We start from the raw sequence: 20,709 nt of genomic DNA on the forward strand, positions 1-20,709 counted from the left end.
GGCGGTCGAGCGTGGCTCGACGCTACAAAAAGCATGGTCAATTTTTCACCAGGCATCTTGACAGCCTTGGCTGCCAAGGGCTGCGCGCGGTTATCCACATGTTTGCTCAGAAACCATCCACACCACCTGTGGATGAATGTGCTCAGCCCAGCACCCGTCCGATGCCGCTGGCGTCCACCTCGGCGGCTGCCCGACGGATCGCCGTCGGATCACTGCCGGCCACGAATCCGATACGGAAATGCACCTCGCCCCCGGGCGTGCGTGAGGAATGGATCGAGGCCAGGCTGATGCGGTGCTGCTCGAACACGTTCAACAGTTCACGCAGCGAGCCCGGCCGGTCCTCCGGCAAATGCACCGACAGCGCGTTGCGCTCGGTCAGGTCCGCCAACAGGTAACCCACGCGTTCGAACGTGTAGTTGCCGTCAGCCAGTTCCTGCTCGCCGAAGGCATTGCGATTGGCCAACAACAGCTGCTCACGGAATGCACTGCGTGCAGTGTCGTCGCCCTGCCCGACCTGGGCCTGCAGGGCCTGCAGCTGGCCGACCAAGCGCTCCAGCATCGGCGCCACGTACGGGTTGCCGAACTGGATGTCCTCGTAGATCGCGGGGTTCAGCGACAGGATGCGCGAGATGATCGCCGTATCCAGTTCGAACGATGCCGACCGGTACGGCATCATCGCGGCCAGGTCGCCCAGCTGCGGCTGGTACTGGCGCAGCACGCCGGCCTGGGCCAGGTGGGTGGCATGCACCATCGCCTGCACCAGCGCCATCATCTGGTCGTGATGCTGCGGCGTGGCGCGCACGCACTCAGCCTGCAACGCCGTGCACAGCGTATCAACCCACGGTTGCCAGTGCCGCAGCCGCGCTTCGCAGACCACCATCACCCGGCCCTTCAGGGTCGGCGCCTTGGGCGGCGCGGTCATCGGGTGCAGGCCGACCACTTCGGCTTGAGAGGCCAACATCGCCTGCACCGGCGCTTCTTTTACCGAGGTCACGTCCAGCCACAGCCGGTCCTGCTCGCGGCCGGCCGACTGCTGCACGTACGCGGCAATCAGAGCCGGCGTATGCCGGATCGGTGCCGAGAACACCAGCACGTCAGCCTGCGCCAGCAGCTGTTCCGGCGTATGCGAGTCCGGATCGGCCGGATCGTGGCCGATCACCTGCAGCTGCATGTGCTGCTGGAAGAAGCGGGTCAGCCAGCGCCCGTAGGCGCCGGCACTGCCGATGATGCCGACCGTGCGCGGCGTGCGTGGGTCCAGGCCGCTCATGCCACGCGTTCGGCGCGGAAGCGCGTTCCTTCGGCCAGCGCCGCCGGCGCTGCAGCAATCACGTCGAACTCTTCGAAGCCGTTGTCGAGGGTCGCCTCCAGCGCCGCATGGGTGCCGGCAATCGCGCGCGAGATCGCTTGCTGCATCGATTCGCCGCGCAGCAGGAACGACACCACCAGCGACATCAGCACATCACCGGTGCCTGCCACGTCCACTGGCAGCAACGGCGAGGTCCAGCGCCAGGTTTCCTCGCGGCCAACGGCCAGGGTTACCAGTTCACCCGGGGTGCCGCCCACGCTGTGCGCGATCACCCAATGCGGGCCGCGATCCAGCAGCGTGCGCGCGGCGGCGATGGCATCGGCCTCGGCCAGCGCTGGCATGCCGGTCAGGCGATTGAGTTCAAAGGCGTTCGGGGTCACCAGCCAGGCATGGGGCAGCAGGCGCTCGGCGAAGATCGCTTCCAGGCCCGGTTCCACGTACGGGCCGGTGTGGGTGTCACCGATCACCGGGTCCAGGCAATAACGCAGTTGCGGGCAGCCCGGCAGGATCGCGTCCAGCCAGTCGGCGAAGGCGGCACCGTTGGCGGTGCTGCCGAAGTAGCCGGACACCAGCATCTTCGCGCGTTGCGGCAGGCCGCGCTCGTGGCTGCCGAGCAGCAGGTCGGCGAACCAGTCGGCCGGCAGCACGCGGCCACGCGTGGTGTCGTAGAACGGCGCGTTGCTGAGCAGCACCGTCGGAATGCTTGCCACACGCACGCCCAGCGCGCGCATCGGCGGGATTGCCGCGCTGTTGCCGGCATGACCGTAGACGAGTTGCGACTGGACCGAGATGACATCGATCGGCGACGGACCGTCGGGCCGCTGGCGGCGGCCGTGGACCAGGTGGTTATCAAGGGATTCGCTCATGGCCGCATTCTACGCCCAAGGGGGTTTTCGGCAGGGCTTGCAGCCCTGCACCTGCCGAAGCTGCAAGCAACGGCAACGGCAACGGCAACGGCAAAAGCGAGCTATCCGTGGGGTGGCGGGGGCGTGAGCCGCATGGATGCGGCGACCGAGCTTACATGGACGTACTTGCAGCGGCCCCCGCCACCGGACCCACCCCGCCACCCCACGGATAGCGCGCTTCGGCTGTTGCCGTTGCCTCTGCGGGTGCAGGGCTGCAAGCCCTGCAAACCAAAACCCCTCAGTGAGCAGCAGGCCGCGACGGCGGCAGCCACGCCGCCACGATGCCCAGCAGCGGCAGGAACGCAGTCAGCTGATAGACGTACTCGATGCTGGTCTTGTCCGCCAGCAGGCCCAGCACGGCGGCACCCAGCCCGCCCATACCGAACGCGAAACCGAAGAACAGGCCGGACACCATGCCGATCCGGTGCGGCATCATTTCCTGCGCATAGACCACGATGGCCGAGAACGCAGAGGACAGCACGAAACCGATCAGCACCGCCAGCACCGTGGTCCAGAACAGATCGGCATGCGGCAGCATCAGTGCGAACGGCGCAACGCCCAGGATCGAGGTCCAGATGATCGGCTTGCGGCCGATGCGGTCACCCAGCGGGCCGCCGAGGAAGCCGCCGGCCGCGGACGCCACCAGGAATGCGAACAGATGCAGCTGCGCCTGTGCCACCGGAATGCCGAAATGGTGGATCAGGTAAAAGGTGAAGTAGCTGCCGATGCTGGCCATGTAGAAGTACTTGCTGAAGATCAGCACCAGCAGGATCGCCAGCACCTTGGCCACGGTGCGCGGCGGATGGCGCGGCGCCGTCGAGGCGGTGCTGGCCGGGCGCGGGATGCCCAGGTGCAGCGCGTACCAGCGGCCGACATAGGTCAGCAGCGCGATGCCGATCAGGGCGGCGCCGGCAAACCACGATGCGGCATGCTGGCCATACGGCACGATCACCGCCGCTGCAATCAGCGGGCCCAGCGCGGTACCGAAGTTGCCACCGACCTGGAACACCGACTGCGCGAAACCATGGCGACCGCCCGAGGCCAGCCGCGCGATGCGCGAGGCTTCCGGATGGAAGATGGCCGAACCAATGCCGACCATCGCCGCCGCCATCAGCACCACCGCGTAGTTCGGTGCGAAGCCCAGCAGCAGCATGCCGCACAGGGTCGAGGCCATGCCGATCGGCAGCGAGTACGGCGCCGGGCGGCGGTCGGTAGCCATGCCGATCAACGGCTGGAAGATCGAAGCGGTGAGCTGATAGGTCAGCGTGATCAGGCCGATCTGGGTGAAGCTCAGGTTGAAGCCGCCCTTGATCACCGGATAGATGGCCAGGATCAGCGACTGCATCATGTCGTTGACGACATGCGAGGTGGAAATGGCGGCCAGCACGCCGGGGGCCACCGGGCGTGAGGTCGTTGCAGGAGAAGCCAGGGTTGACATGGACACAGTCAGGTTGGGGGCGAGCCACGCATGCTACGGTGACCTCCCCCTCCCTTCTGCCGCGTTCGGGTCATGGCATATCGCAAAAAGGACACCCCCTGCCCGGTCCGCGAGACTGCGCCGTGGAACGAGGTTCCGGTGCACCGCCCAGTGACCTGCCGCGCCCGCCACTACAAGCCCGGCACCCACATCGCGCCCCACCGGCACCGCCGTCACCAGCTGGTGTTCGCCATGTCCGGACTGATGGTGGTGCGTGCAGACGGCGGCCGCTGGGTAGTGCCTTCAACCCGCGCGATCTGGGTCCCGGCCGGCACGGCCCATGCGGTGGACTGCATCGCCGAAGTACACATGCGCAGCCTGTACGTGGAGCCGGACTTCGCGCCGCAGCTGCCGGACGAAGCGTTCGCGGTACAGGTGGCGCCGCTGCTGCGCGAGCTGCTGCTGGCCGCCAGCCTGATCGAGACCGCGCATGTGGACGACAGCCGCGACGGCCGCGTGGTGCGCCTGCTGCTGGACGAGCTGCACCGCATGGACGTGCTGCCGCTGCACCTGCCCTCGCCCACCGACCCGCGCCTGCAGCGGATCTGCCAGCACATCCAGAAGCATCCCGGCGACGACGCCACGTTGCAGGATTGGGCGCAGGCGCTGCAGGTGGACGTGAAAACCATCCAGCGCCATTTCGCCAGCGAACTGGGCATGACCTTCGGGCAGTGGCGACAACAGGCGCGGCTGCTGGCCGCACTGGAACGGCTGGCGGTCGGTGATAAGGTCATCGATGTCGCGCTGGCGATGGGTTACGACAGCCCGAGCGCGTTCACCAGCATGTTCAAGCGGCAGCTGGGGCAGACACCTGCGGCGTTTTTCCGCTGACCGCATACGAAAGCGCCGGGCCGGGCCCGGCGCTACCGTTCAATGCTTGCGTTGAGAACTCAGGACGTCATGCGGTCCCAGAAGCCCTTCACGCCATCGATGAAGGTGGCCGACTTCGGCGAATGCTTGCGCGCTTCCTCACCGACGAAGGTGGCTTCGAACTGCTCCAGCAGCTTGCGCTGCTCGTTGGTGAGGTTGACCGGGGTCTCCACCACCACACGGCAGTACAGGTCACCCTCGCTGCGGCTGCGCACCGAACGTACGCCCTTGCCACGCAGGCGGAACAGCTTGCCGGTCTGGGTCTCGGCCGGGATGCGGATCTCCGCCTCGCCGCCGAGCGTGGCCACGCGCACGGTGTCACCCAGTGCCGCCTGCGAGATGCGGATCGGCACTTCGCAGTGCAGGTCGTCGCCATCGCGCTGGAAGATCGCATGCTCGCGCACGCGCACTTCCACGTACAGGTCACCCGGCGGCGTACCGGCCGGACCGGCTTCGCCCTCGCCCTGCAGGCGGATGCGGTCGCCGGTATCGACGCCGGCCGGCACCTTCACCGACAGCACCTTGTCTTCCTCGACGCGGCCGTTGCCGTGGCAGGTCTTGCAGGGCTTGGCGATGATCTGGCCACGGCCGCCGCAGTTGTGGCAGGCCTGCTGCATGGCGAAGATGCCGCGCTGGATGCGCACCTGGCCACGGCCGTGGCACACGTTGCAGGTCTCGACCTTGCCGTCCTCGGAGCCACTGCCATCGCAGTCGCTGCACTCGGCCAGGGTCGGAATCTCGATGCGGCGCTCGACGCCGCGCACGGCTTCTTCCAGGTCCAGCTCCATCACGTAGCCGATGTCGGCGCCGCGACGGGCCTGGCGCGGACCACCGCCGCCACCAAAGATGTTGCCGAAGATATCGCCGAAGATATCGTTCATGTCCGGGCCGCCCGGACCACCGCCGCCCATGCCGTGCTCGAACGCGGCGTGGCCGTGGCTGTCGTACATGCGGCGCTTGTTGCCGTCGGACAGTACTTCGTAGGCTTCCTTGCACTCCTTGAAGGAGGCTTCGGCCGCCGTATCGCCCGGGTTGCGGTCCGGGTGGAACTTCATCGCGCAGCGACGGTAGGCCTTCTTCAGCTCTTCGTCGGTGGCGGTGCGGGCAACGCCCAGCACTTCGTAGTAATCGCGCTTGCTCATATCGTGAATCGGGTTCCGGAACGTCGGGATTCGTCAAAGCGGAAGAGCGGAACCAGGTCCGCTCTTGCGTCGGGCGCCCCGACACGCCGGTGGGCGGTCAGGACCCTGATGCGACAACGAGACGCTGGTGGCCAGCGTCCCGCGTCGGTCCGGATCAGGACTTCTTGTCGTCCTTGACTTCGGTGAACTCAGCGTCGACCACGTCGTCCTGCGCCTTGCCGGCATTGCCGGCGTCGGCACCCGGGGCACCGCCCTGGTCGGCCGAAGCAGCGGCGAACAGCGACTGGCCAGCTTCTTCCAGTGCCTTCGACTTGGCTTCGATCTGTGCCTTGTCGTCGCCCTTCATCGCGGTTTCCAGGTCAGCCAGCGCTGCCTCGACCTTGCCGATGACATCGCCGCCGACCTTGCTGCCGTGCTCGGTGATCGCGCTGCGGGTGCCGTGGATCAGGGCGTCGGCCTGGTTGCGGGCCTGCACCAGTTCCTGGAACTTCTTGTCTTCTTCGCGGTTGGCTTCCGCGTCGGCGACCATGCGCGCGATCTCCTCCTCGGACAGGCCCGAACCGGCCTTGATCTCGACCTTCTGTTCCTTGTTGGTCTTCTTGTCCTTGGCCGACACATGCAGGATGCCGTTGGCGTCGATGTCGAAGGACACTTCCACCTGCGGCAGACCGCGCGGGGCCGGCTCGATGCCGGACAGGTCGAACTTGGCCAGCGACTTGTTGAAGCGGGCCTGTTCGCGCTCACCCTGCAGCACGTGCACGGTCACGGCCGACTGGTTGTCCTCGGCGGTGGAGAACACCTGCGAGGCCTTGGTCGGGATGGTGGTGTTCTTCTCGATGATCTTGGTGAACACGCCACCCATGGTCTCGATGCCCAGCGACAGCGGGGTCACGTCCAGCAGCAGCACGTCCTTGACGTCGCCGCCCAGCACGCCGCCCTGGATCGCCGCACCCAGTGCCACGGCTTCGTCCGGGTTGACGTCCTTGCGCGGTTCCTTGCCGAAGAACTCGGTCACGGCCTGCTGCACCTTCGGCATGCGGGTCTGGCCGCCGACCAGGATCACTTCGCTGATGTCGCTCGAACGCAGGCCGGCATCGTTCAGGGCGACGCGGCACGGCTCGATCGACTTCCTGATCAGGTCATCCACCAGCGCTTCCAGCTTGGCGCGGGTCAGCTTGATGTTCAGGTGCTTCGGACCCGACGCGTCGGCAGTGACGTACGGCAGGTTCACTTCGGTCTGCTGGGCGCTGGACAGCTCGATCTTGGCGCGCTCGGCAGCGTCCTTCAGGCGCTGCAGGGCCAGCGGATCCTTGCGCAGGTCGATGCCCTGGTCCTTGTTGAACTCTTCAACCAGGTACTCGATGACGCGGTTGTCGAAGTCTTCGCCGCCCAGGAAGGTGTCGCCGTTGGTGGCCAGCACTTCGAACTGCTTTTCACCGTCGACGTTGGCGATCTCGATCACCGAGACGTCGAAGGTGCCGCCGCCCAGGTCGTACACCACGATCTTGCGATCCTTGTTGTCGCCCTTGTCCAGGCCATAGGCCAGCGCGGCCGCGGTCGGCTCGTTGATGATGCGCTTGACGTCCAGGCCGGCGATGCGGCCGGCGTCCTTGGTCGCCTGGCGCTGGCTGTCGTTGAAGTAGGCCGGCACGGTGATGACCGCTTCGGTGACCTTCTCACCGAGGAAGTCCTCGGCGGTCTTCTTCATCTTTTCCAGCACCTTGGCCGAGATTTCCTGCGGCGCCATCTTCTTGCCGTCGCTGGTGGCCACCCAGGCGTCGCCATTGTCATGGGCCAGGATGCTGTACGGGACGTGGGCGATGTCCTTCTGCACCTCGCCATCGGTGAACTTGCGGCCGATCAGGCGCTTCACCGCGTAGAAGGTGTTCTTCGGGTTGGTCACGGCCTGGCGCTTGGCCGAGGCACCGACCAGGACTTCGCCGTCCTTGGTGTAGGCGACGATCGACGGGGTGGTGCGATCGCCTTCCGAATTCTCGATGACGCGGGCCTTGCCGCCGTCCATGATCGCCACGCACGAGTTGGTGGTGCCGAGGTCGATACCAATGATCTTGCCCATGGGGGAGACTCCTGAGGATACTTGTTGGGGTCAGTCCGGCCGTTCGGCCGGTGGATGAATACGATGTGGGGGAGGCTCGTGGAACATTCAAGCCATCCTCCGAACGCTGTGTTTCCGGTCATCCGGCGCGTTCAGCGTCGGGTCGGGTGGCGGTGGCTGTCCGCCGCCCGGCCCCGCGGGATCACTCGGCGGCCACCACCACCAGCGCCGGCCGCAGCAGGCGCTCGTTGAGCAGGTAGCCCTTCTGGAACACGGTCACCACGCTGCCCGGGGCGGCGCCCGGGGTCGGGGCCTGGCTGATCGCCTGGTGGTGTTCCGGGTTGAACGGCTGGCCGATCGGGTCCAGCAGGACCAGGCCGTTGTCGGCAGCGACCTTGAGCAGCTGCTTGTAGGTCAGCTCCAGGCCTTCGCGCAGCGGGTGCGGGTCGTCGCCGGCGGCCTTCAGGCCGGCGTCCAGGCTGTCGAACACGGGGAGCAGATCGCCCAGCAGCTTCTCGTTGGCGAACTTGCGGGCCTGTTCGATGTCACGGGCAACGCGCTTGCGCTGGTTCTCCAGGTCGGCGCGCTCACGCAGGGCATCGGCCTTGACCTGTTCGATTTCGGCGCGCAGGCGCTCGACTTCGTCGTTGACGCCGGCGGTGGCGGCCGCATCGGCGGCACTCTGCTGGGATTCGATATCTGGCTGTTCGTGGTTCATGTCTGGGTCCCTGGCGGTCAAACTCCGCCTCCAACCACCCTAGTGTGGGCGGGATGCTGCGTTTCAAGCGTCGGATGTTCCCGGCGTGCGCGAGGCCGGTGAAAAGGCCGCGCCGAGCACATCGGCCGTGGCCTGGACCAGCGGGATCACGCGGTCGTAGGCCATCCGCTTGGGACCGATCACGCCCAGCACGCCCAGCACCTGGCCGTTGGCGGTGTACGGGGCGGTGACCAGCGAGACGCCCTGCAGCGGCATCATCCCGGTCTCCTCGCCGATGAAGATGCGCACGCCCGGCGCCTGGATGGTCCGCTCCAGCAGCTGCAGGATCTCGCGCTTGCTGGAGAACAGCTCGAACAGTTCGCGCAGGCGCTCCAGGTCAGACAGGTCCTGCACCCCCATCAGCCGGGTCTGGCCGGCCACCAGCATGTCGTCGGCCGGCGGCTGCAGGGCCTGTTCGGCCAGTTCGATGCTGTGCGCCAGCAGCTGTTCCAGTTCGGACCGGGCATCGCGCAGTTCCAGCAGCAGGCGGGTGCGGATCTCGGCCAGCGGCAGGCCGGCGAAATGCGCATTGAGGTAGTTGGCGACCTGCTCCAGCTGCCCCGGCGCAAACTCCTGGCGGGTCTCAATGACCCGGTTCTGTACCTCGTTGTCGGCGAACACCAGGATCGCCAGCACCCGCCGTCCGTCCAGCGCCACGAAATCGATCTGGCGGAAGGCGAACTGCTCCCGCCGCGGGGCGCTGACCACGCCGACGAAGTGGCTCATCGCCGACAACAGTTCCGAAGCGCTGCCGAGCAGGGCCTGGGTGCTGCCACCGCCGGCCAGCTCCTGGCGCAGCCGGGCCAGCTCGCCCTCGCCCGGCGGCTGCATCTGCAGCAGGCTGTCGACGAATACCCGGTAGCCGTGCGCGGTCGGTACCCGCCCGGCCGAGGTATGCGGCGAGGCCAGCAGGCCCAGGTCCTCCAGGTCGCCGAGGATGTTGCGGATGGTGGCCGGGCTGACCTCCAGCCCGGCCACGCGTGCCAGCGTCTGCGAGCCCACCGGCTCACCGTCCTGGATATAACGCGCGATCAGCGTGCGCAGCAGATGGCGCGCACGCGGGGCAAGCTGGTCGGGAGAACCGTGCATGGAATCAACCTGTGAGACACGGACACTAGATAATGGCGGCGCATCACCTTGGCAAGTCATTGGACCTCCCGCGCCCGCGTGCTAGCGTTGCGCGGCTGCTGATACCCCCTTACCCATGCTCAGACATCTTTCGATCAAGGATTTCGCCGTCGTCCGCGCTACCGAACTGGAGTTCGGGCCAGGCATGACCGTGGTTTCAGGCGAGACCGGCGCCGGCAAGTCGCTGATGGTCGACGCGCTGGGCTTCCTGTCCGGCCTGCGCGCCGACAGCGGCGTGGTCCGCCATGGCGCCGCCCGCGCCGAGCTTTCCGCCGAATTCGCGCTGGAGCAGCTGCAGGCCGCCCGCCAGTGGCTGGCCGACAACGAGCTGGACGACGAGGACCAATGCCAGCTGCGCCGCGTGATCCGCGCCGACGGCGGTTCCCGGGCCTGGATCAACGGCCGCCCGGTGACCCTGGCCCAGCTGGGCGACCTGGCCTCGTTGCTGGTGGAGATCCACGGCCAGCACGAACAGCAGGCCCTGCTGACGCGCCCGTCGCAGCTGGCGCTGCTGGATGCCTATGCCGGCAACGAGAACGAACGCCGCCAGGTACGGCGCGCCGCCGCGGCCTGGCAGGCACTGGTCGATGAATCGCTGGCGCTGTCGCAACAGGGCGACGTCAGTGACCGGATCGGCTTCCTCGAGCACCAGCTGCGCGAACTGGACCGGGAAGACCTTGAGCCGGAATCGATCGCGGCACTCGGCGCCAGCCACCGTCGCCAGGCCCACGCCAGCGCCCTGCTGAGTGCCTGCCAGGCGGCCAGCAACCAGCTCAACGGTGACGACGGCAGCTCCGCGCTGGACCTGTTGCAGCAGGTGCGCCACGAGCTGTCGCGCCTGATCGAACACGACCCACGGCTGGGCGAGGTGGACGGCCTGATCGAGAATGCCTCGATCCAGCTGCACGAAGCCCTGTCGCTGCTTGACCGCGTGCACGACGATCTGGATGCCGACCCGGAACAGTTCGAGGAGAACGAGCGCCGCCTCGGCCGCCTGCACGACCTGGCCCGCAAGCACCGCGTGCCGATGGACGAGCTGGGCGCGCAACGCGAGCGCATGCATGCCGAAGTGGAGCAACTGCGCGGCGCCGACGAGCGCCTGCAGCGCCTGGCCGGCGAGATCGACAAGGCCGCCGCCGCCTGGCGCGTGCAGGCTGAAGTGCTGACCGCCAGCCGCCGCAGCGCCGCCGCCGAACTGTCGGCCACCACCACCGGCATCATCGCCGAGCTGGGCATGGGCGGCGGCCAGTTCCTGATCGAGCTGGAACCCCAGGACGCCGGCAAGCCCGACCCGCAGGGCGCCGAACGCGTGGAGTTCCTGGTCGCCGCCAACGCCGGCCAGCCGCCGCGCGCCCTGCGCAAGGTGGCCTCGGGCGGTGAACTGTCACGCATCTCGCTGGCCATTGAAGTGGCCGCGCTGGATCTGGACGCGGTGCCGACGATGGTGTTCGACGAAGTGGATTCAGGCATCGGCGGCGCGGTGGCCGACATCGTCGGCCAGAAGCTGCGCGCACTGGGCGAGAAGCGCCAGGTGCTGTGCGTGACCCATCTGCCGCAGGTCGCCTCCAAGGGCCATGCCCATTACCGGGTCAGCAAGGCGCCGGTGGAAGGCATGACCCAGAGCGCCGTGGAAAAGCTGGACAGCAAGGCGCGCGAAGAAGAGCTGGCGCGCATGCTGGGTGGCGTGGAAGTGAGCAAGGAAGCGCGCGCCGCCGCACGCAAGCTGCTGCAGGTGTAACGCCGCCCGAGCCGGGCATAGGCCCGGCTTCCGCGCGGTAGTGCCGGGCGCGGGGCGGCCCCCCCACCCCGCGGGGGGGGGGGCAGGGGTGTGGGGGGCCCCCGCCCCCCCCGGCCCTACCCCCGTGGCTGCGTCAGATCGACCTGTTCCACCAGGAAATCGAGGAACGCGAGTACCCGCAGCGGCAGGTAACCGCCCTGCCCCAGGAACACTGCGTGTACTTCTTCCAGGTCACCCGGATTGGCCTCTTCCAGCACCGGCAGCAGGCGCCCGGCGGCGACGTCGTCCTGCACCTGGAACGCGGCCAGGCGGGCCATGCCCAGACCACCCAGCACCAGCTGGCGCAGTGCATCGCCGTTGCTGGCACGGGCGTTGCCGCTGGGCAGCACCATCCGCTCTCGCCCCTCCTGCAGCAGCGGCCAGCCCTGCATCGCACGCGCGTGGCCGATGTCCAGCCGGTTGTGCGACTGCAGTTCGTCGGCGTTGCGCGGCATCCCGTGCCGCTGCAGGTACGCCGGCGCGGCCACGATCATCATCCGCGTCGCGCCCAGCCGTCGCGCCACCAGGCTGGAGCTCTTCAGCGGACCAGCCCTTACCGCAACGTCGGTGCGCTGCTCCAGAAGGTCGATCACTTCATCATTGAGGGTCAGGTCCACCCCCACCTGCGGGTTGCGCGCCAGGAACGCCGGCAGCAGCGGCAACAGGAAATGCTGGCCGAACGGCACGTTGGAGTTGACCCGCAGGCGTCCACGCGGTTCGGCATGGGCACTGGCGCAGCGCTCTGCTTCTTCCAGATCGGCCAGCACCCGCAGGCCCCGCTCGTAGAACGCGCAGCCTTCCGGGGTCAGCTGCAGCTGGCGGGTGGATCGCTGCAGCAGTCGCGTGCCCAGCCGCTGCTCCAATCGTGCCACGAGCTTGCTCACCGCAGACGGCGTCATGTCGAGCGTGCGCGCGGCGGCGGAGAAGCCGCCGGTCTCGATGACCCGCACGAACACTTCCAGCTCGCCGGATCGGTTGATGTCGGGTCGCGCCATGACGATGAATCCAGTTCACAGATGATTATCCATGCGCAGTCTAGTTCACAGATGGCCGGAGAATCACCATGGCAATTCCTCCTTCCCGGGATTGCCCGATGAACCGCTTGAGCCAGTTCACCGCCGCCGCATTGATTGCCCTGTCCGGCGCTGCCAGCGCGGCCACGGCCCCGCACTGGGTCGCCAGCTGGCAGGCCAGCCCGCAACCGGTCTGGGGCGCGGATTTCCTCTTCCCAACCCTGGTTCCGGCCGCGCTGCATGACAAGACTTTCCGCCAGACCGCGCGCATCAGCCTGGGCGGGGCGCGGCTGCGGGTGCGGCTGAGCAATGCCTACGGTACCCAGCCGTTGCGGATCGGAGCGGCCAGCATCTCCGCACGCATGGGCGGCGCGCCTCACCCGCTCAGCTTCGACGGCCAGCCCAGCGTGGTGATCGGCCCCGGCCAGGAACGGCTGAGCGATCCGCTGGCGCTTGCCACGGATGACCGGCAGGCGCTGCAGGTCAGTGTCTTCGTGCCGGGGCCGGCGGCGGTCCAGACGTTCCATTGGGACGGTCGCCAGACCAGCTGGATCGCCGCTGGCGACCAGAGCCGGGCCCAGGCGCTGCGCGCTGCCAGCAGCACCACCGCGCGCCTGCTCCTGGCCGGTATCGAGGTCGAGGCCAACGCCAGCGCGCGCAGCGTGGTGGTGATCGGCGACTCGATCACCGATGGCGCCACGGCCAGCCTCGACCAGGACCAGCGCTGGACCGACCATCTGGCCGCGCGCCTCGCCCCGCGCGGGGTGGCGGTGGTCAATGCGGGCATTTCCGGCAATCGGCTGCTGAGCGACGGCATGGGTGAGTCCGCCCTGGCCCGTTTCCAGCGCGATGCACTGGATCAACCCGGCGTGGCGAGCGTCATCGTGCTGATCAGCATCAACGACATCAGCTGGCCCGGCACGGCGTTCGCCCGGGGCCAGGCCAGGTCAACGCTGGCCGAACTGCAGGCGGGCTATCGCACCCTGGCAGAACAGGCCCGCAGGCGTGGTGTGCGGATAATCGGCGCCACCCTGCCACCGTTCGCTGGTGCCCTGCCCGGCACGCCGCTGGACGACTACTACCACCCGGACAAGGACGCCCTGCGGCGGCAACTCAATGCCTGGCTGCGTACGGACAGCCCGTTCGACGCGGTGATCGACCTGGACGCGGCGCTGCGCGACCCGGCCGAGCCGTTACGGATGGCCGCCGCCTACGACTCCGGCGATCACCTGCATCCGGGTGATGCAGGGAACCGGGCGATGGCCGAGGCGGTGGACCTGGACCTCCTGATGGGATCATCCAGGCGTGGCGGGAATCTACCGTAAGCAACGAAAAACCCCGGGCAGGCCCGGGGTTTCGTCGCATCCAGCGGGCCTGAACGGCCTACTTCCGCTTCTTGCGCACGTACAGCACCAGCGAGTGCTCTTCCAGCTCGTAGCCATGGTCGGCCGCGATCTTGCGCTGCAGCTCCTCGATCTCATGGCTCTCGAACTCGATGATCTTGCCGCTGTCCACGTCGACCATGTGGTCGTGGTGGCCACCACGGTCCAGTTCGTAAACGGCCTGGCCGCCCTCGAAATTGTGCTTGAGCACGAGGCCGGCAGCCTCGAACTGGGTCAGCACCCGGTAGACGGTCGCCAGGCCGATCTCGTCGCCATGCTCGAGCAGCTGGCGGTAGATGTCCTCGGCGGTCATGTGATGCTGGTGGTGCTGGGCATTGCGCTGCTCGAGCAGCGCCAGGATCCGCATCCGCGGATGGGTCACCTTCAGGCCGACTTTACGCAGGTCGTGGGTTTCCATAGGTCTCCGTTCATTGGCGATTTAGCGCCAGCTGCCTCGGATTGGGTCGCGGTGGCACGCCGGGAGTGTATCATCGGTTTGATTTCCCCAACCGCCAGTCCCGATGCGCAATCTCCTGTTGGTCGCCGCCGTCGCCCTGTCCACCACCGGGTGCGGCATCATCTACAAGCAACCCATCTATCAGGGCAACCTGATCCGGGAAGATGCCGTGGCCAAGCTGCAGGTCGGGCAGAGCAAGCAGCAGGTCACCGCGCTGCTGGGCACCCCGTCCATTCCCGACCCGTTCCACGCCCAGCGCTGGGACTACACGTCCAGCCAGCGCGTGAACCGCCTGGGCCGTACCGAAGTGAAGAACTTCGTGGTGTTCTTCGAGAATGACACCGTGACCCGCTGGGAGGGCGATTACTTCCCGGGCAACGACAAGGCCCTGGCCCAGCAGACCGTGCGCCAGTTCGGCCGCAACCTGCCCAAGGACAAGAAGAAGAAGGGCCGTTAAGCGCCCAGCCCCGTCCGCAGGGACGGGTTGCCGGGATCAACCGCCGAGCGCGCGACGCCGGCGGTTGTCCTTGGGATCGGCCAGCAGCGGGCGCAACAGCTCGACGCGGTCGCCATCCAGCAGCACCTGCTGCGGACGCGCCAGGACGCCGTGCACGGCAGCGGCCGGACAATCGGCACTGCCTTCCAGCGCCGCAGCGGCAATGGCGTCGGCCACGGTGGCACCCTCCTCCAGTTTCAGTCGGCGCGACAGCACCTGCTGCGGCCAAGCCAGTACCACTTCGACCTTGATCACCGCTCAGTCCTCGTCGGCGACGCGGACGAAATCGTTGACCATCCGATCGGCCAGGCCCTGGAAGCCGATCGCCAGCGCCGGACCGAGCAGGCGCGAGCTGGGTTCGAACTCCAGGGTGAGGGTGACCTTGCAGGCGTCCTCGGCCAGCGCATGGAATTCCCAGCGGCCATGCAGCCGCTTGAACGGTCCATCGCGCAGCTGCATATCGATGCTGTGTGGGCGCTGCAGGGTGTTTTCGGTCTGGAACCAGGTGCTGAACGAACCCAGGCCCAGGTCCAGGCGTGCCACCAGGCGGTCCTCGCCCTGCTCCAGGATCTGGGCGGCCGAACACCAGCGGAAACGGCGCGGATAGGCCTGGACATCGTTGACCAGGTCGAACATGCGCGCAGCCGAATGTTCGACCAGGGCGCTGCGGCGGATAGTAGGCATGAATACAGGACGTTTCGGCAATCGACCGGGCGGGCCCGAATCGGAGACAATACGGAAATGAGCAAGAACAGCGGCAAGGATAAAGCAAAGAGCGCGACGGCCAACAAAACCATCGCGTTGAACAAGCGTGCCCGCCACGAGTATCACATCGAAGAGCGCTTCGAGGCCGGCCTCGCCCTGCAGGGCTGGGAGGTCAAGTCGATCCGCGCAGGCCGTGGCAACATCATCGACGCCTACGCCTATGTGAAGCGCGGCGAGATCTACCTGATCGGTGCACAGATCACCCCGTTGATCCAGGCCTCCACCCACGTGGTCGCCGAGGACCGCCGCGAGCGCAAGCTGCTGCTGCACCGGAACGAGATCGACAAGCTGATCGGCAAGGTCGAGCGCGACGGCTACACGATCGTGCCTACCGCGATGTACTGGAGCAAGAACAAGATCAAGCTTGAGATCGCACTGGCCAAGGGCAAGCAGAACCACGACAAGCGCGATGCCGCCAAGGACCGCGACTGGGCGATCGAGAAACAACGCGTGATGCGTCGCGGCAACCGCGACGCGTAAGGCGGCTGCGCAGCACCCTGTAGAGCCGAGCTATGCTCGGCTGCTTTGGCTTTCTGTAGAGCCGAGCCACGCTCGGCTGCCTTGGCTTTCTGTAGAGCCGAGCCACGCTCGGCTGCTTTGGCTTTCTGTAGAGCCGAGCCACGCTCGGCTGCTTTGGCTTTCTGTAGAGCCGAGCTGTGCTCGACTGCCGTGAAGCAGCCGAGCATAGGTTCGGCTCTACAACACGATGCGGCTCAGCTGGCCAGAACGCCCTGCCTGCGCATCCTCGGCGCCAGCGCCGCATGCATCACCGCCAGGTGCATCACCACCGAAAGTTCCGGAGCGTGGCGATCATCACCGGCGCGCCACTGCTGCGCCAGCCGCGCGGCGTCGACGGGCAGCAGGGCCAGCAACTGGGTGTCGTCCAGCGCATCGGCGGAAGCCTGCAACTGTCGCGCAACTTGCCGCGACTGCCACACATGCACGCCAATGCTGAGGCTGGCCAGCGACATCAAGGTCAGGGCCAGGCCATGTTCGAACCACTGTGACAGTACATCCGGGCCCCACAGCAGCGCGGCGAGCACCGCCAGCGCCGGCAGCCGCCAGCCCAGCCAATGCAAGCGCCCACGTTGCGGCCAGTGCACCACCACCGCACTGGAGACCAGCGCGGCTGCCGCCGTCGCCGGCAGCTCGGTCGGCCAGGTGGCCGCCAGCAGCACCGCCAGCACCGCCCAGACCCAGCCGGGCGGCAACGCGCGCCGCTGGTAGTCGGCCCCGACGGGTCCAACCAGCTGTCGCAGGCTGCGTTGTTGGCTTGCCTCGGTCACCCACAGTCTCCCTGTCTGTCCTGGCTTGGATGGTCGTCGCCAGTGTGTCGCAAATTCGTGCCCATGACGTTACCAATCCGCTATGACGGAGGCTCTACAACTTGTTGTGGATTGCCACGGTGACTGTTCAGCTGTTTTGGCGTAGCATTGGCAGCGTTGGGCAGGCCCCGCTCGTGGCAACACGGCATTGGCCCTGTACATTGCAGCACTGTAGAAACCGGGGGTGCATTGGTTTCGACGGGGGTTGTGAAGTCGCCTGGCGCATGCCGAGGGGGTAGCTTTCCTCGTAAATCCAGCTGCAAAACTCTAGTTGCCAACGACGACAACTACGCTCTGGCCGCTTAAGGCCTAAGCCTCGAAACCGCTTGTGTCCATGCTCGCGGTGTAGAGTCACTATCATGGAATCGCGCTGGGCGGCTGCCTGTCAGCCCGGCACTAGAACACAACAGGCTGGTTCCCGGATGCGCTTTGCGCACCGTGCTGTTCGGGGACGAGATCCAACGGTGAGCTAAGCATGTAGTGCTGGGGATGGAGTGCCTTCGGACGGCGGTTCAATTCCGCCCACCTCCACCATCTGTATGGCCTGTCGAGGCCGCAAGAAGCCGGATCTCCCGTCAACCGGGGTTCCGGCTTTTTTGTGCCTGCACGTCGCGGAGGATGTGTGGCGCATAATCGGGATGACAACTCCAACAGCTCCTCACCCCGCGATCGCCAGAAGGATCTGCCATGAAAGCCCCCCTCGCGATGTCCCTGCTCCTCACCGCCCTGGCCGCAGCCCCAGCCACGCACGCCTCCACACCCACCATCGCGCCGCCAGGCACCGCAACGTTGGAAGCCCTGCTGTCCTGCAGACCTGGCTCCAACTTCAGCGAGGCCGAAGCCATCGATGCCCTGCAGGCAGCCGGCCTGGCCAAGAAGCCGGGCGGTACATTCGAACCGGAGGACAGGCCGGTCGCGCTGTTTGGCGGCACGGTCACCAGTGCCGATGTGAACGTGGCCGAAGGCGAGAGGAGCCTCTTCGTGTACTTGAACGGTGTCGATGCCAAGCGCCTGGCCAAGGCCTGGTCGGTGACCGAAGTCAACGAGCACGCCAATACCGAAGAACCGTCGTACGCGAAGCGCATCGACAAGCGCCATACCCTGCACGTGATCGGGGGCGACGATTACGAGGGCTATTCGGCCGCAGTGAAATGCCAGATCAGCCGCTGATGGCGTAGCCAACGCTACAGCCAGCGCGGCACGCGACGACGGTACTGCGCGTACGCCTCGGGAAAGCGCGCCATCAGTGCCCGCTCCTCCGGCAGGATCTGCAACCGCGTGATGTACGCCAGGAACAGCGGGACCACGATCAGCGCGATCAGATGCTGCAGGTACACCATGGCTCCCAGCAGAACCAGCGCCTGGCCCAGATACATCGGATTCCGTGTGCGGCGGTAGACCCCGCTGGTAACCAGCACGCTCGAGGCCGAAGGTCGCAGAGGATTGACGGTGGTGCCTGCTCGCCGGAAGGAGACCTTGGGCAGCAGGTTGAGCACCACACCGAGCGCCATCGTCAGACCCGCCAGTAGCGCCGGCACCTGTGCCCGAAAGGCAGAACCCGGCCACAGCCTGCACGCTGCATAGCCGACAGCTGCACACAGCAGCATCACCACGGGCGGGGGAACACGTGTTTCCAGCCAGGTCATCACGATCACCAAGCACGTTCCACCACAGTGTCACACGGGAATGCCCGGATCGCACGGCGGACGCATCGGCCAGGCCCAATCCGGCCAGTGGATTCCACTTTGACAGACCGACCGCTAGAGTGGCGCCTCCGCGCAGGAGGATCGCATGGCTACCACGGGCTTGGGCTTGATCGGCCGCACGACCCTCATCATCACCGCGCTGCTCAGCCTGGGAGGTTGCGCGACGCTGCGGCAGTTCGGGCCTTCGGTGCAGGTCGCCTCGGTCACGCCCGGCCAGTACATCGCGCTCAAGCGCGGTGACATCCTCACCTCCGGCAAGCTCAGTGCGGCGACCACGGAGACGCTGCGCGTGGCCGGCCTTGATGAAGGTGTCTGCGCCAAGCCCGGCCTGCCCTGCATCGAAGCGATGGAAGCCAGCATCGTCGTGCGCGAGGAGGACAAGCGCTCCAGCCTGGCCGAGCTGTGGCTGCAGTATGCGATGACCCTGCCGGCGCCGAAGCGCGAGTACTCCGCCTCGGGTCGCGCCAAGACCGCCATCAACGAGTTGGATGCCGACTTCCAGCCGCGCCTGGACGCATGGATGCAGGTCGCGCGCCAGGCCTACGCCTACCTGTTCTTCACCGAGCGCACCGCCAACCAGCGCGGCTTCGAAGACCGCCAGACCCAGGTGCGCGACTATTACAACCTGGCCGTGCAGGAGGCGTCGGTGCAGCTGTACGACGCCTACGCCACCGGGCGCGTGCACAACGATGCCAACCATCTCCAGCTGGGCCGCTGGACGTTCGTGCTGGCCCCTCCAGGGGAAGCATCGGCGTTGGACGAGCGTACACCGACCGAGCTGGTACCCGCCGCCTCGCTGTCGTTCACCGGCACGCTGCGCAGCGTGCACCGCCGCGATGGCTTCGGTGCCGAACTGGTGGCCGTGATGGATGACCCGGCCGCAACCACGCCCAGCACTACGCCGGCAGCGGTGCAGGCAAGCCCTTCCGCCACGCAGAGCTGGAGCGAGATGCCTTCGCCATCGATGACGGTGCTGCTGCGCTTCTCGGGAAAGAACCTGTGGGAAGTGCTGCACGATGACGAGCCGGAGCTGGAGATTCACGATCCCTACCAGGTTTCGGAAGTAACCCTGCACGGCCAGCACGTGCCATTGGCGGCCAACTTCACCGCCGGCTATGCGTTGTGGCTGGCCCGTTCCAATTTCAGCCGGCAGTCGCTGCGCTCGCTGTTCGGGGGCAAGGGCGGCATCGACACGCCGCATCTGTACATGATGCAGCCCTACGATCCCAACCGTCGCGTACTGCTGATGATCCATGGCCTGGCCAGCAGTCCGGAAGCCTGGGTCAACGTGGCCAACGAACTGCTGCGCGACGACGAGATCCGCCAGGACTTCCAGGTCTGGCAGTTCTACTACCCCACCAACATGCCCATCGCGATGAGCCACGATGCGATGCGCCACACGCTGGATGAGGTGTTCAAGCATTTCGACCCCAGCGGCAAGGCGCAGGCTTCGCATGACATGGTCCTGGTCGGGCACAGCATGGGTGGGGTGATCGCGCGGTTGATGGTTTCCTCTTCCGGCGATCATCTGGTCGATACCCTGCTGGCAACCGCGCAGATGACGCCGGCACAGCGTGAACTGCTGCGCACCAAGGGCGCACCGGTGCTGACCTTCCTGCCGGAACCGGCAGTGTCGCGGGTGGTGTTCATCGCCACGCCACACCGCGGCACCGATGTGGCGGGCACCCGCCTGGGCCGCTGGATCGGTCGCCTGGTGCGGTTGCCGCTGACCGTGCTGGAAGACGTTGCCACCATCGCCAACGACGGCCAGATCGACCGCTCCGACGGCAAGCACGGCTACCAGATGAACAGCATCCAGAATCTGGACAAGGACGATCCCTTCGTCCGCGCCGTGGCAGACCTGCCGATGTCGCCGAAGGTGCACTACCACTCGATCATCGCGCGGGCAAAGGCCGATGGTCCGCTGGGAAAGACCAGCGACGGGCTGGTGCCCTACTGGAGCTCGCACCTGCCGCATGCGGACTCGGAGAAGGTGATCGTCTCCGGGCACAGCGTGCAGGAAGCCACGCCGGCCATCGTCGAACTGCGGCGGATCCTGCATGAGGACATGCAGCAACACGGAAACCAGGCCAATTAGCCGTGGGCAGCTGAGGGAAATCCCTCATCGCGCGTGCGCACCCACCCTC

General features: G+C 66.8%; 20 protein-coding genes and 1 other RNA gene. 8 read left to right on the top strand and 13 right to left on the bottom strand.

The annotated features are described in order from the left end of the window. Window positions 1-142: 142 nt before the first annotated feature. From R5H29_RS05190 to R5H29_RS05200, 3 genes are all read right to left on the bottom strand, one after another. Window positions 143-1,267, bottom strand: a complete 1,125-nt coding sequence (locus R5H29_RS05190) for a prephenate dehydrogenase (RefSeq protein ID WP_111104002.1) — start codon at window positions 1,265-1,267, stop codon at window positions 143-145. Beyond that, the gene (pdxY, locus tag R5H29_RS05195; RefSeq protein WP_019661249.1) at window positions 1,264-2,172 is read right to left on the bottom strand and encodes a pyridoxal kinase; all 909 of its coding nucleotides are present in this window, start codon (window positions 2,170-2,172) and stop codon (window positions 1,264-1,266) included. Before pdxY ends, R5H29_RS05190 begins: the two co-directional genes overlap by 4 nt. Window positions 2,173-2,449: 277 nt before the next feature. Then, window positions 2,450-3,649, bottom strand: coding sequence for an MFS transporter (locus R5H29_RS05200; RefSeq protein ID WP_058981748.1), 1,200 nt, complete (start codon window positions 3,647-3,649; stop codon window positions 2,450-2,452). A 72-nt stretch (window positions 3,650-3,721) separates the two neighbouring features. Here R5H29_RS05200 and R5H29_RS05205 point away from each other — a divergent pair, with 72 nt between their 5' ends. Continuing rightward, window positions 3,722-4,519, top strand: coding sequence for a helix-turn-helix transcriptional regulator (locus tag R5H29_RS05205; protein WP_332328869.1), 798 nt, complete (start codon window positions 3,722-3,724; stop codon window positions 4,517-4,519). A gap of 59 nt (window positions 4,520-4,578) precedes the next feature. Here R5H29_RS05205 and dnaJ read toward each other — a convergent pair whose 3' ends face one another. From dnaJ to hrcA, 4 genes are all read right to left on the bottom strand, one after another. Next, on the bottom strand, window positions 4,579-5,700 hold the full coding sequence (gene dnaJ, locus R5H29_RS05210) for a molecular chaperone DnaJ (RefSeq protein ID WP_021202054.1): 1,122 nt from the start codon (window positions 5,698-5,700) through the stop codon (window positions 4,579-4,581). Window positions 5,701-5,854: 154 nt separating this feature from the next. Continuing rightward, entirely contained in the window at window positions 5,855-7,777 is a 1,923-nt protein-coding gene (dnaK, locus tag R5H29_RS05215) for a molecular chaperone DnaK (RefSeq protein ID WP_021202053.1), read from the bottom strand. Window positions 7,778-7,958: 181 nt separating this feature from the next. Further along, entirely contained in the window at window positions 7,959-8,474 is a 516-nt protein-coding gene (gene grpE, locus R5H29_RS05220; RefSeq protein ID WP_019661244.1) for a nucleotide exchange factor GrpE, read from the bottom strand. 63 nt (window positions 8,475-8,537) lie between these two features. Next, a complete protein-coding gene (gene hrcA / locus R5H29_RS05225; protein WP_019661243.1) occupies window positions 8,538-9,602 on the bottom strand; it encodes a heat-inducible transcriptional repressor HrcA in 1,065 nt (354 codons plus the stop codon). Window positions 9,603-9,717: 115 nt separating this feature from the next. Here hrcA and recN point away from each other — a divergent pair, with 115 nt between their 5' ends. Next, entirely contained in the window at window positions 9,718-11,379 is a 1,662-nt protein-coding gene (gene recN, locus R5H29_RS05230; protein WP_171952123.1) for a DNA repair protein RecN, read from the top strand. Between the two features lie 116 nt (window positions 11,380-11,495). On the opposite strand, the gene R5H29_RS05235 is transcribed toward recN, so the two are convergent. Beyond that, on the bottom strand, window positions 11,496-12,413 hold the full coding sequence (locus R5H29_RS05235; protein WP_332328870.1) for a LysR family transcriptional regulator: 918 nt from the start codon (window positions 12,411-12,413) through the stop codon (window positions 11,496-11,498). 98 nt (window positions 12,414-12,511) lie between these two features. Here R5H29_RS05235 and R5H29_RS05240 point away from each other — a divergent pair, with 98 nt between their 5' ends. Next, a complete protein-coding gene (locus R5H29_RS05240; protein ID WP_332328871.1) occupies window positions 12,512-13,756 on the top strand; it encodes an SGNH/GDSL hydrolase family protein in 1,245 nt (414 codons plus the stop codon). 58 nt (window positions 13,757-13,814) lie between these two features. Here the strand turns inward: R5H29_RS05240 and fur are convergent, their stop codons facing one another. Continuing rightward, window positions 13,815-14,231: a ferric iron uptake transcriptional regulator gene (fur, locus tag R5H29_RS05245; RefSeq protein WP_014646807.1), complete on the bottom strand. Its 417-nt coding sequence runs from the start codon at window positions 14,229-14,231 to the stop codon at window positions 13,815-13,817. Between the two features lie 103 nt (window positions 14,232-14,334). Here fur and R5H29_RS05250 point away from each other — a divergent pair, with 103 nt between their 5' ends. Further along, a complete protein-coding gene (locus tag R5H29_RS05250; protein ID WP_005409234.1) occupies window positions 14,335-14,727 on the top strand; it encodes an outer membrane protein assembly factor BamE in 393 nt (130 codons plus the stop codon). A gap of 36 nt (window positions 14,728-14,763) precedes the next feature. Here R5H29_RS05250 and R5H29_RS05255 read toward each other — a convergent pair whose 3' ends face one another. Next, window positions 14,764-15,021, bottom strand: a complete 258-nt coding sequence (locus tag R5H29_RS05255; RefSeq protein ID WP_155029369.1) for an RnfH family protein — start codon at window positions 15,019-15,021, stop codon at window positions 14,764-14,766. 3 nt (window positions 15,022-15,024) lie between these two features. Beyond that, window positions 15,025-15,450: a type II toxin-antitoxin system RatA family toxin gene (locus R5H29_RS05260; RefSeq protein ID WP_019661239.1), complete on the bottom strand. Its 426-nt coding sequence runs from the start codon at window positions 15,448-15,450 to the stop codon at window positions 15,025-15,027. A gap of 57 nt (window positions 15,451-15,507) precedes the next feature. Between R5H29_RS05260 and smpB the strand changes: the two genes are divergently transcribed. Further along, a complete protein-coding gene (smpB, locus tag R5H29_RS05265) occupies window positions 15,508-16,011 on the top strand; it encodes an SsrA-binding protein SmpB (protein WP_019661238.1) in 504 nt (167 codons plus the stop codon). A gap of 233 nt (window positions 16,012-16,244) precedes the next feature. Here the strand turns inward: smpB and R5H29_RS05270 are convergent, their stop codons facing one another. Next, a complete protein-coding gene (locus tag R5H29_RS05270) occupies window positions 16,245-16,817 on the bottom strand; it encodes a hypothetical protein (protein WP_332328872.1) in 573 nt (190 codons plus the stop codon). 219 nt (window positions 16,818-17,036) lie between these two features. Here R5H29_RS05270 and ssrA point away from each other — a divergent pair. After that, window positions 17,037-17,390: a transfer-messenger RNA gene (ssrA, locus tag R5H29_RS05275) on the top strand. Between the two features lie 153 nt (window positions 17,391-17,543). After that, a complete protein-coding gene (locus tag R5H29_RS05280; RefSeq protein WP_332328873.1) occupies window positions 17,544-18,026 on the top strand; it encodes a hypothetical protein in 483 nt (160 codons plus the stop codon). Window positions 18,027-18,040: 14 nt separating this feature from the next. Here R5H29_RS05280 and R5H29_RS05285 read toward each other — a convergent pair whose 3' ends face one another. Beyond that, entirely contained in the window at window positions 18,041-18,502 is a 462-nt protein-coding gene (locus R5H29_RS05285) for an isoprenylcysteine carboxylmethyltransferase family protein (protein ID WP_332328876.1), read from the bottom strand. A gap of 145 nt (window positions 18,503-18,647) precedes the next feature. On the opposite strand from R5H29_RS05285, the gene R5H29_RS05290 reads away from it, so the two are divergent. Then, on the top strand, window positions 18,648-20,660 hold the full coding sequence (locus R5H29_RS05290; RefSeq protein ID WP_134730629.1) for a triacylglycerol lipase: 2,013 nt from the start codon (window positions 18,648-18,650) through the stop codon (window positions 20,658-20,660). The last annotated feature ends 49 nt before the right edge of the window (window positions 20,661-20,709 follow it).

This window comes from Stenotrophomonas sp. A3_2, from assembly GCF_036624925.1.
Taxonomy (GTDB): domain Bacteria; phylum Pseudomonadota; class Gammaproteobacteria; order Xanthomonadales; family Xanthomonadaceae; genus Stenotrophomonas; species Stenotrophomonas hibiscicola.

Coding starts and splice junctions, on each gene's coding strand:
- R5H29_RS05190 (WP_111104002.1), bottom strand. CDS start 1,267: ATGAGCGGCCTGGACCCACGCACGCCGCGCACGGTCGGCATCATCGGC.
- pdxY (WP_019661249.1), bottom strand. CDS start 2,172: ATGAGCGAATCCCTTGATAACCACCTGGTCCACGGCCGCCGCCAGCGG.
- R5H29_RS05200 (WP_058981748.1), bottom strand. CDS start 3,649: ATGTCAACCCTGGCTTCTCCTGCAACGACCTCACGCCCGGTGGCCCCC.
- R5H29_RS05205 (WP_332328869.1), top strand. CDS start 3,722: ATGGCATATCGCAAAAAGGACACCCCCTGCCCGGTCCGCGAGACTGCG.
- dnaJ (WP_021202054.1), bottom strand. CDS start 5,700: ATGAGCAAGCGCGATTACTACGAAGTGCTGGGCGTTGCCCGCACCGCC.
- dnaK (WP_021202053.1), bottom strand. CDS start 7,777: ATGGGCAAGATCATTGGTATCGACCTCGGCACCACCAACTCGTGCGTG.
- grpE (WP_019661244.1), bottom strand. CDS start 8,474: ATGAACCACGAACAGCCAGATATCGAATCCCAGCAGAGTGCCGCCGAT.
- hrcA (WP_019661243.1), bottom strand. CDS start 9,602: ATGCACGGTTCTCCCGACCAGCTTGCCCCGCGTGCGCGCCATCTGCTG.
- recN (WP_171952123.1), top strand. CDS start 9,718: ATGCTCAGACATCTTTCGATCAAGGATTTCGCCGTCGTCCGCGCTACC.
- R5H29_RS05235 (WP_332328870.1), bottom strand. CDS start 12,413: ATGGCGCGACCCGACATCAACCGATCCGGCGAGCTGGAAGTGTTCGTG.
- R5H29_RS05240 (WP_332328871.1), top strand. CDS start 12,512: ATGAACCGCTTGAGCCAGTTCACCGCCGCCGCATTGATTGCCCTGTCC.
- fur (WP_014646807.1), bottom strand. CDS start 14,231: ATGGAAACCCACGACCTGCGTAAAGTCGGCCTGAAGGTGACCCATCCG.
- R5H29_RS05250 (WP_005409234.1), top strand. CDS start 14,335: ATGCGCAATCTCCTGTTGGTCGCCGCCGTCGCCCTGTCCACCACCGGG.
- R5H29_RS05260 (WP_019661239.1), bottom strand. CDS start 15,450: ATGCCTACTATCCGCCGCAGCGCCCTGGTCGAACATTCGGCTGCGCGC.
- smpB (WP_019661238.1), top strand. CDS start 15,508: ATGAGCAAGAACAGCGGCAAGGATAAAGCAAAGAGCGCGACGGCCAAC.
- R5H29_RS05280 (WP_332328873.1), top strand. CDS start 17,544: ATGAAAGCCCCCCTCGCGATGTCCCTGCTCCTCACCGCCCTGGCCGCA.
- R5H29_RS05285 (WP_332328876.1), bottom strand. CDS start 18,502: ATGACCTGGCTGGAAACACGTGTTCCCCCGCCCGTGGTGATGCTGCTG.
- R5H29_RS05290 (WP_134730629.1), top strand. CDS start 18,648: ATGGCTACCACGGGCTTGGGCTTGATCGGCCGCACGACCCTCATCATC.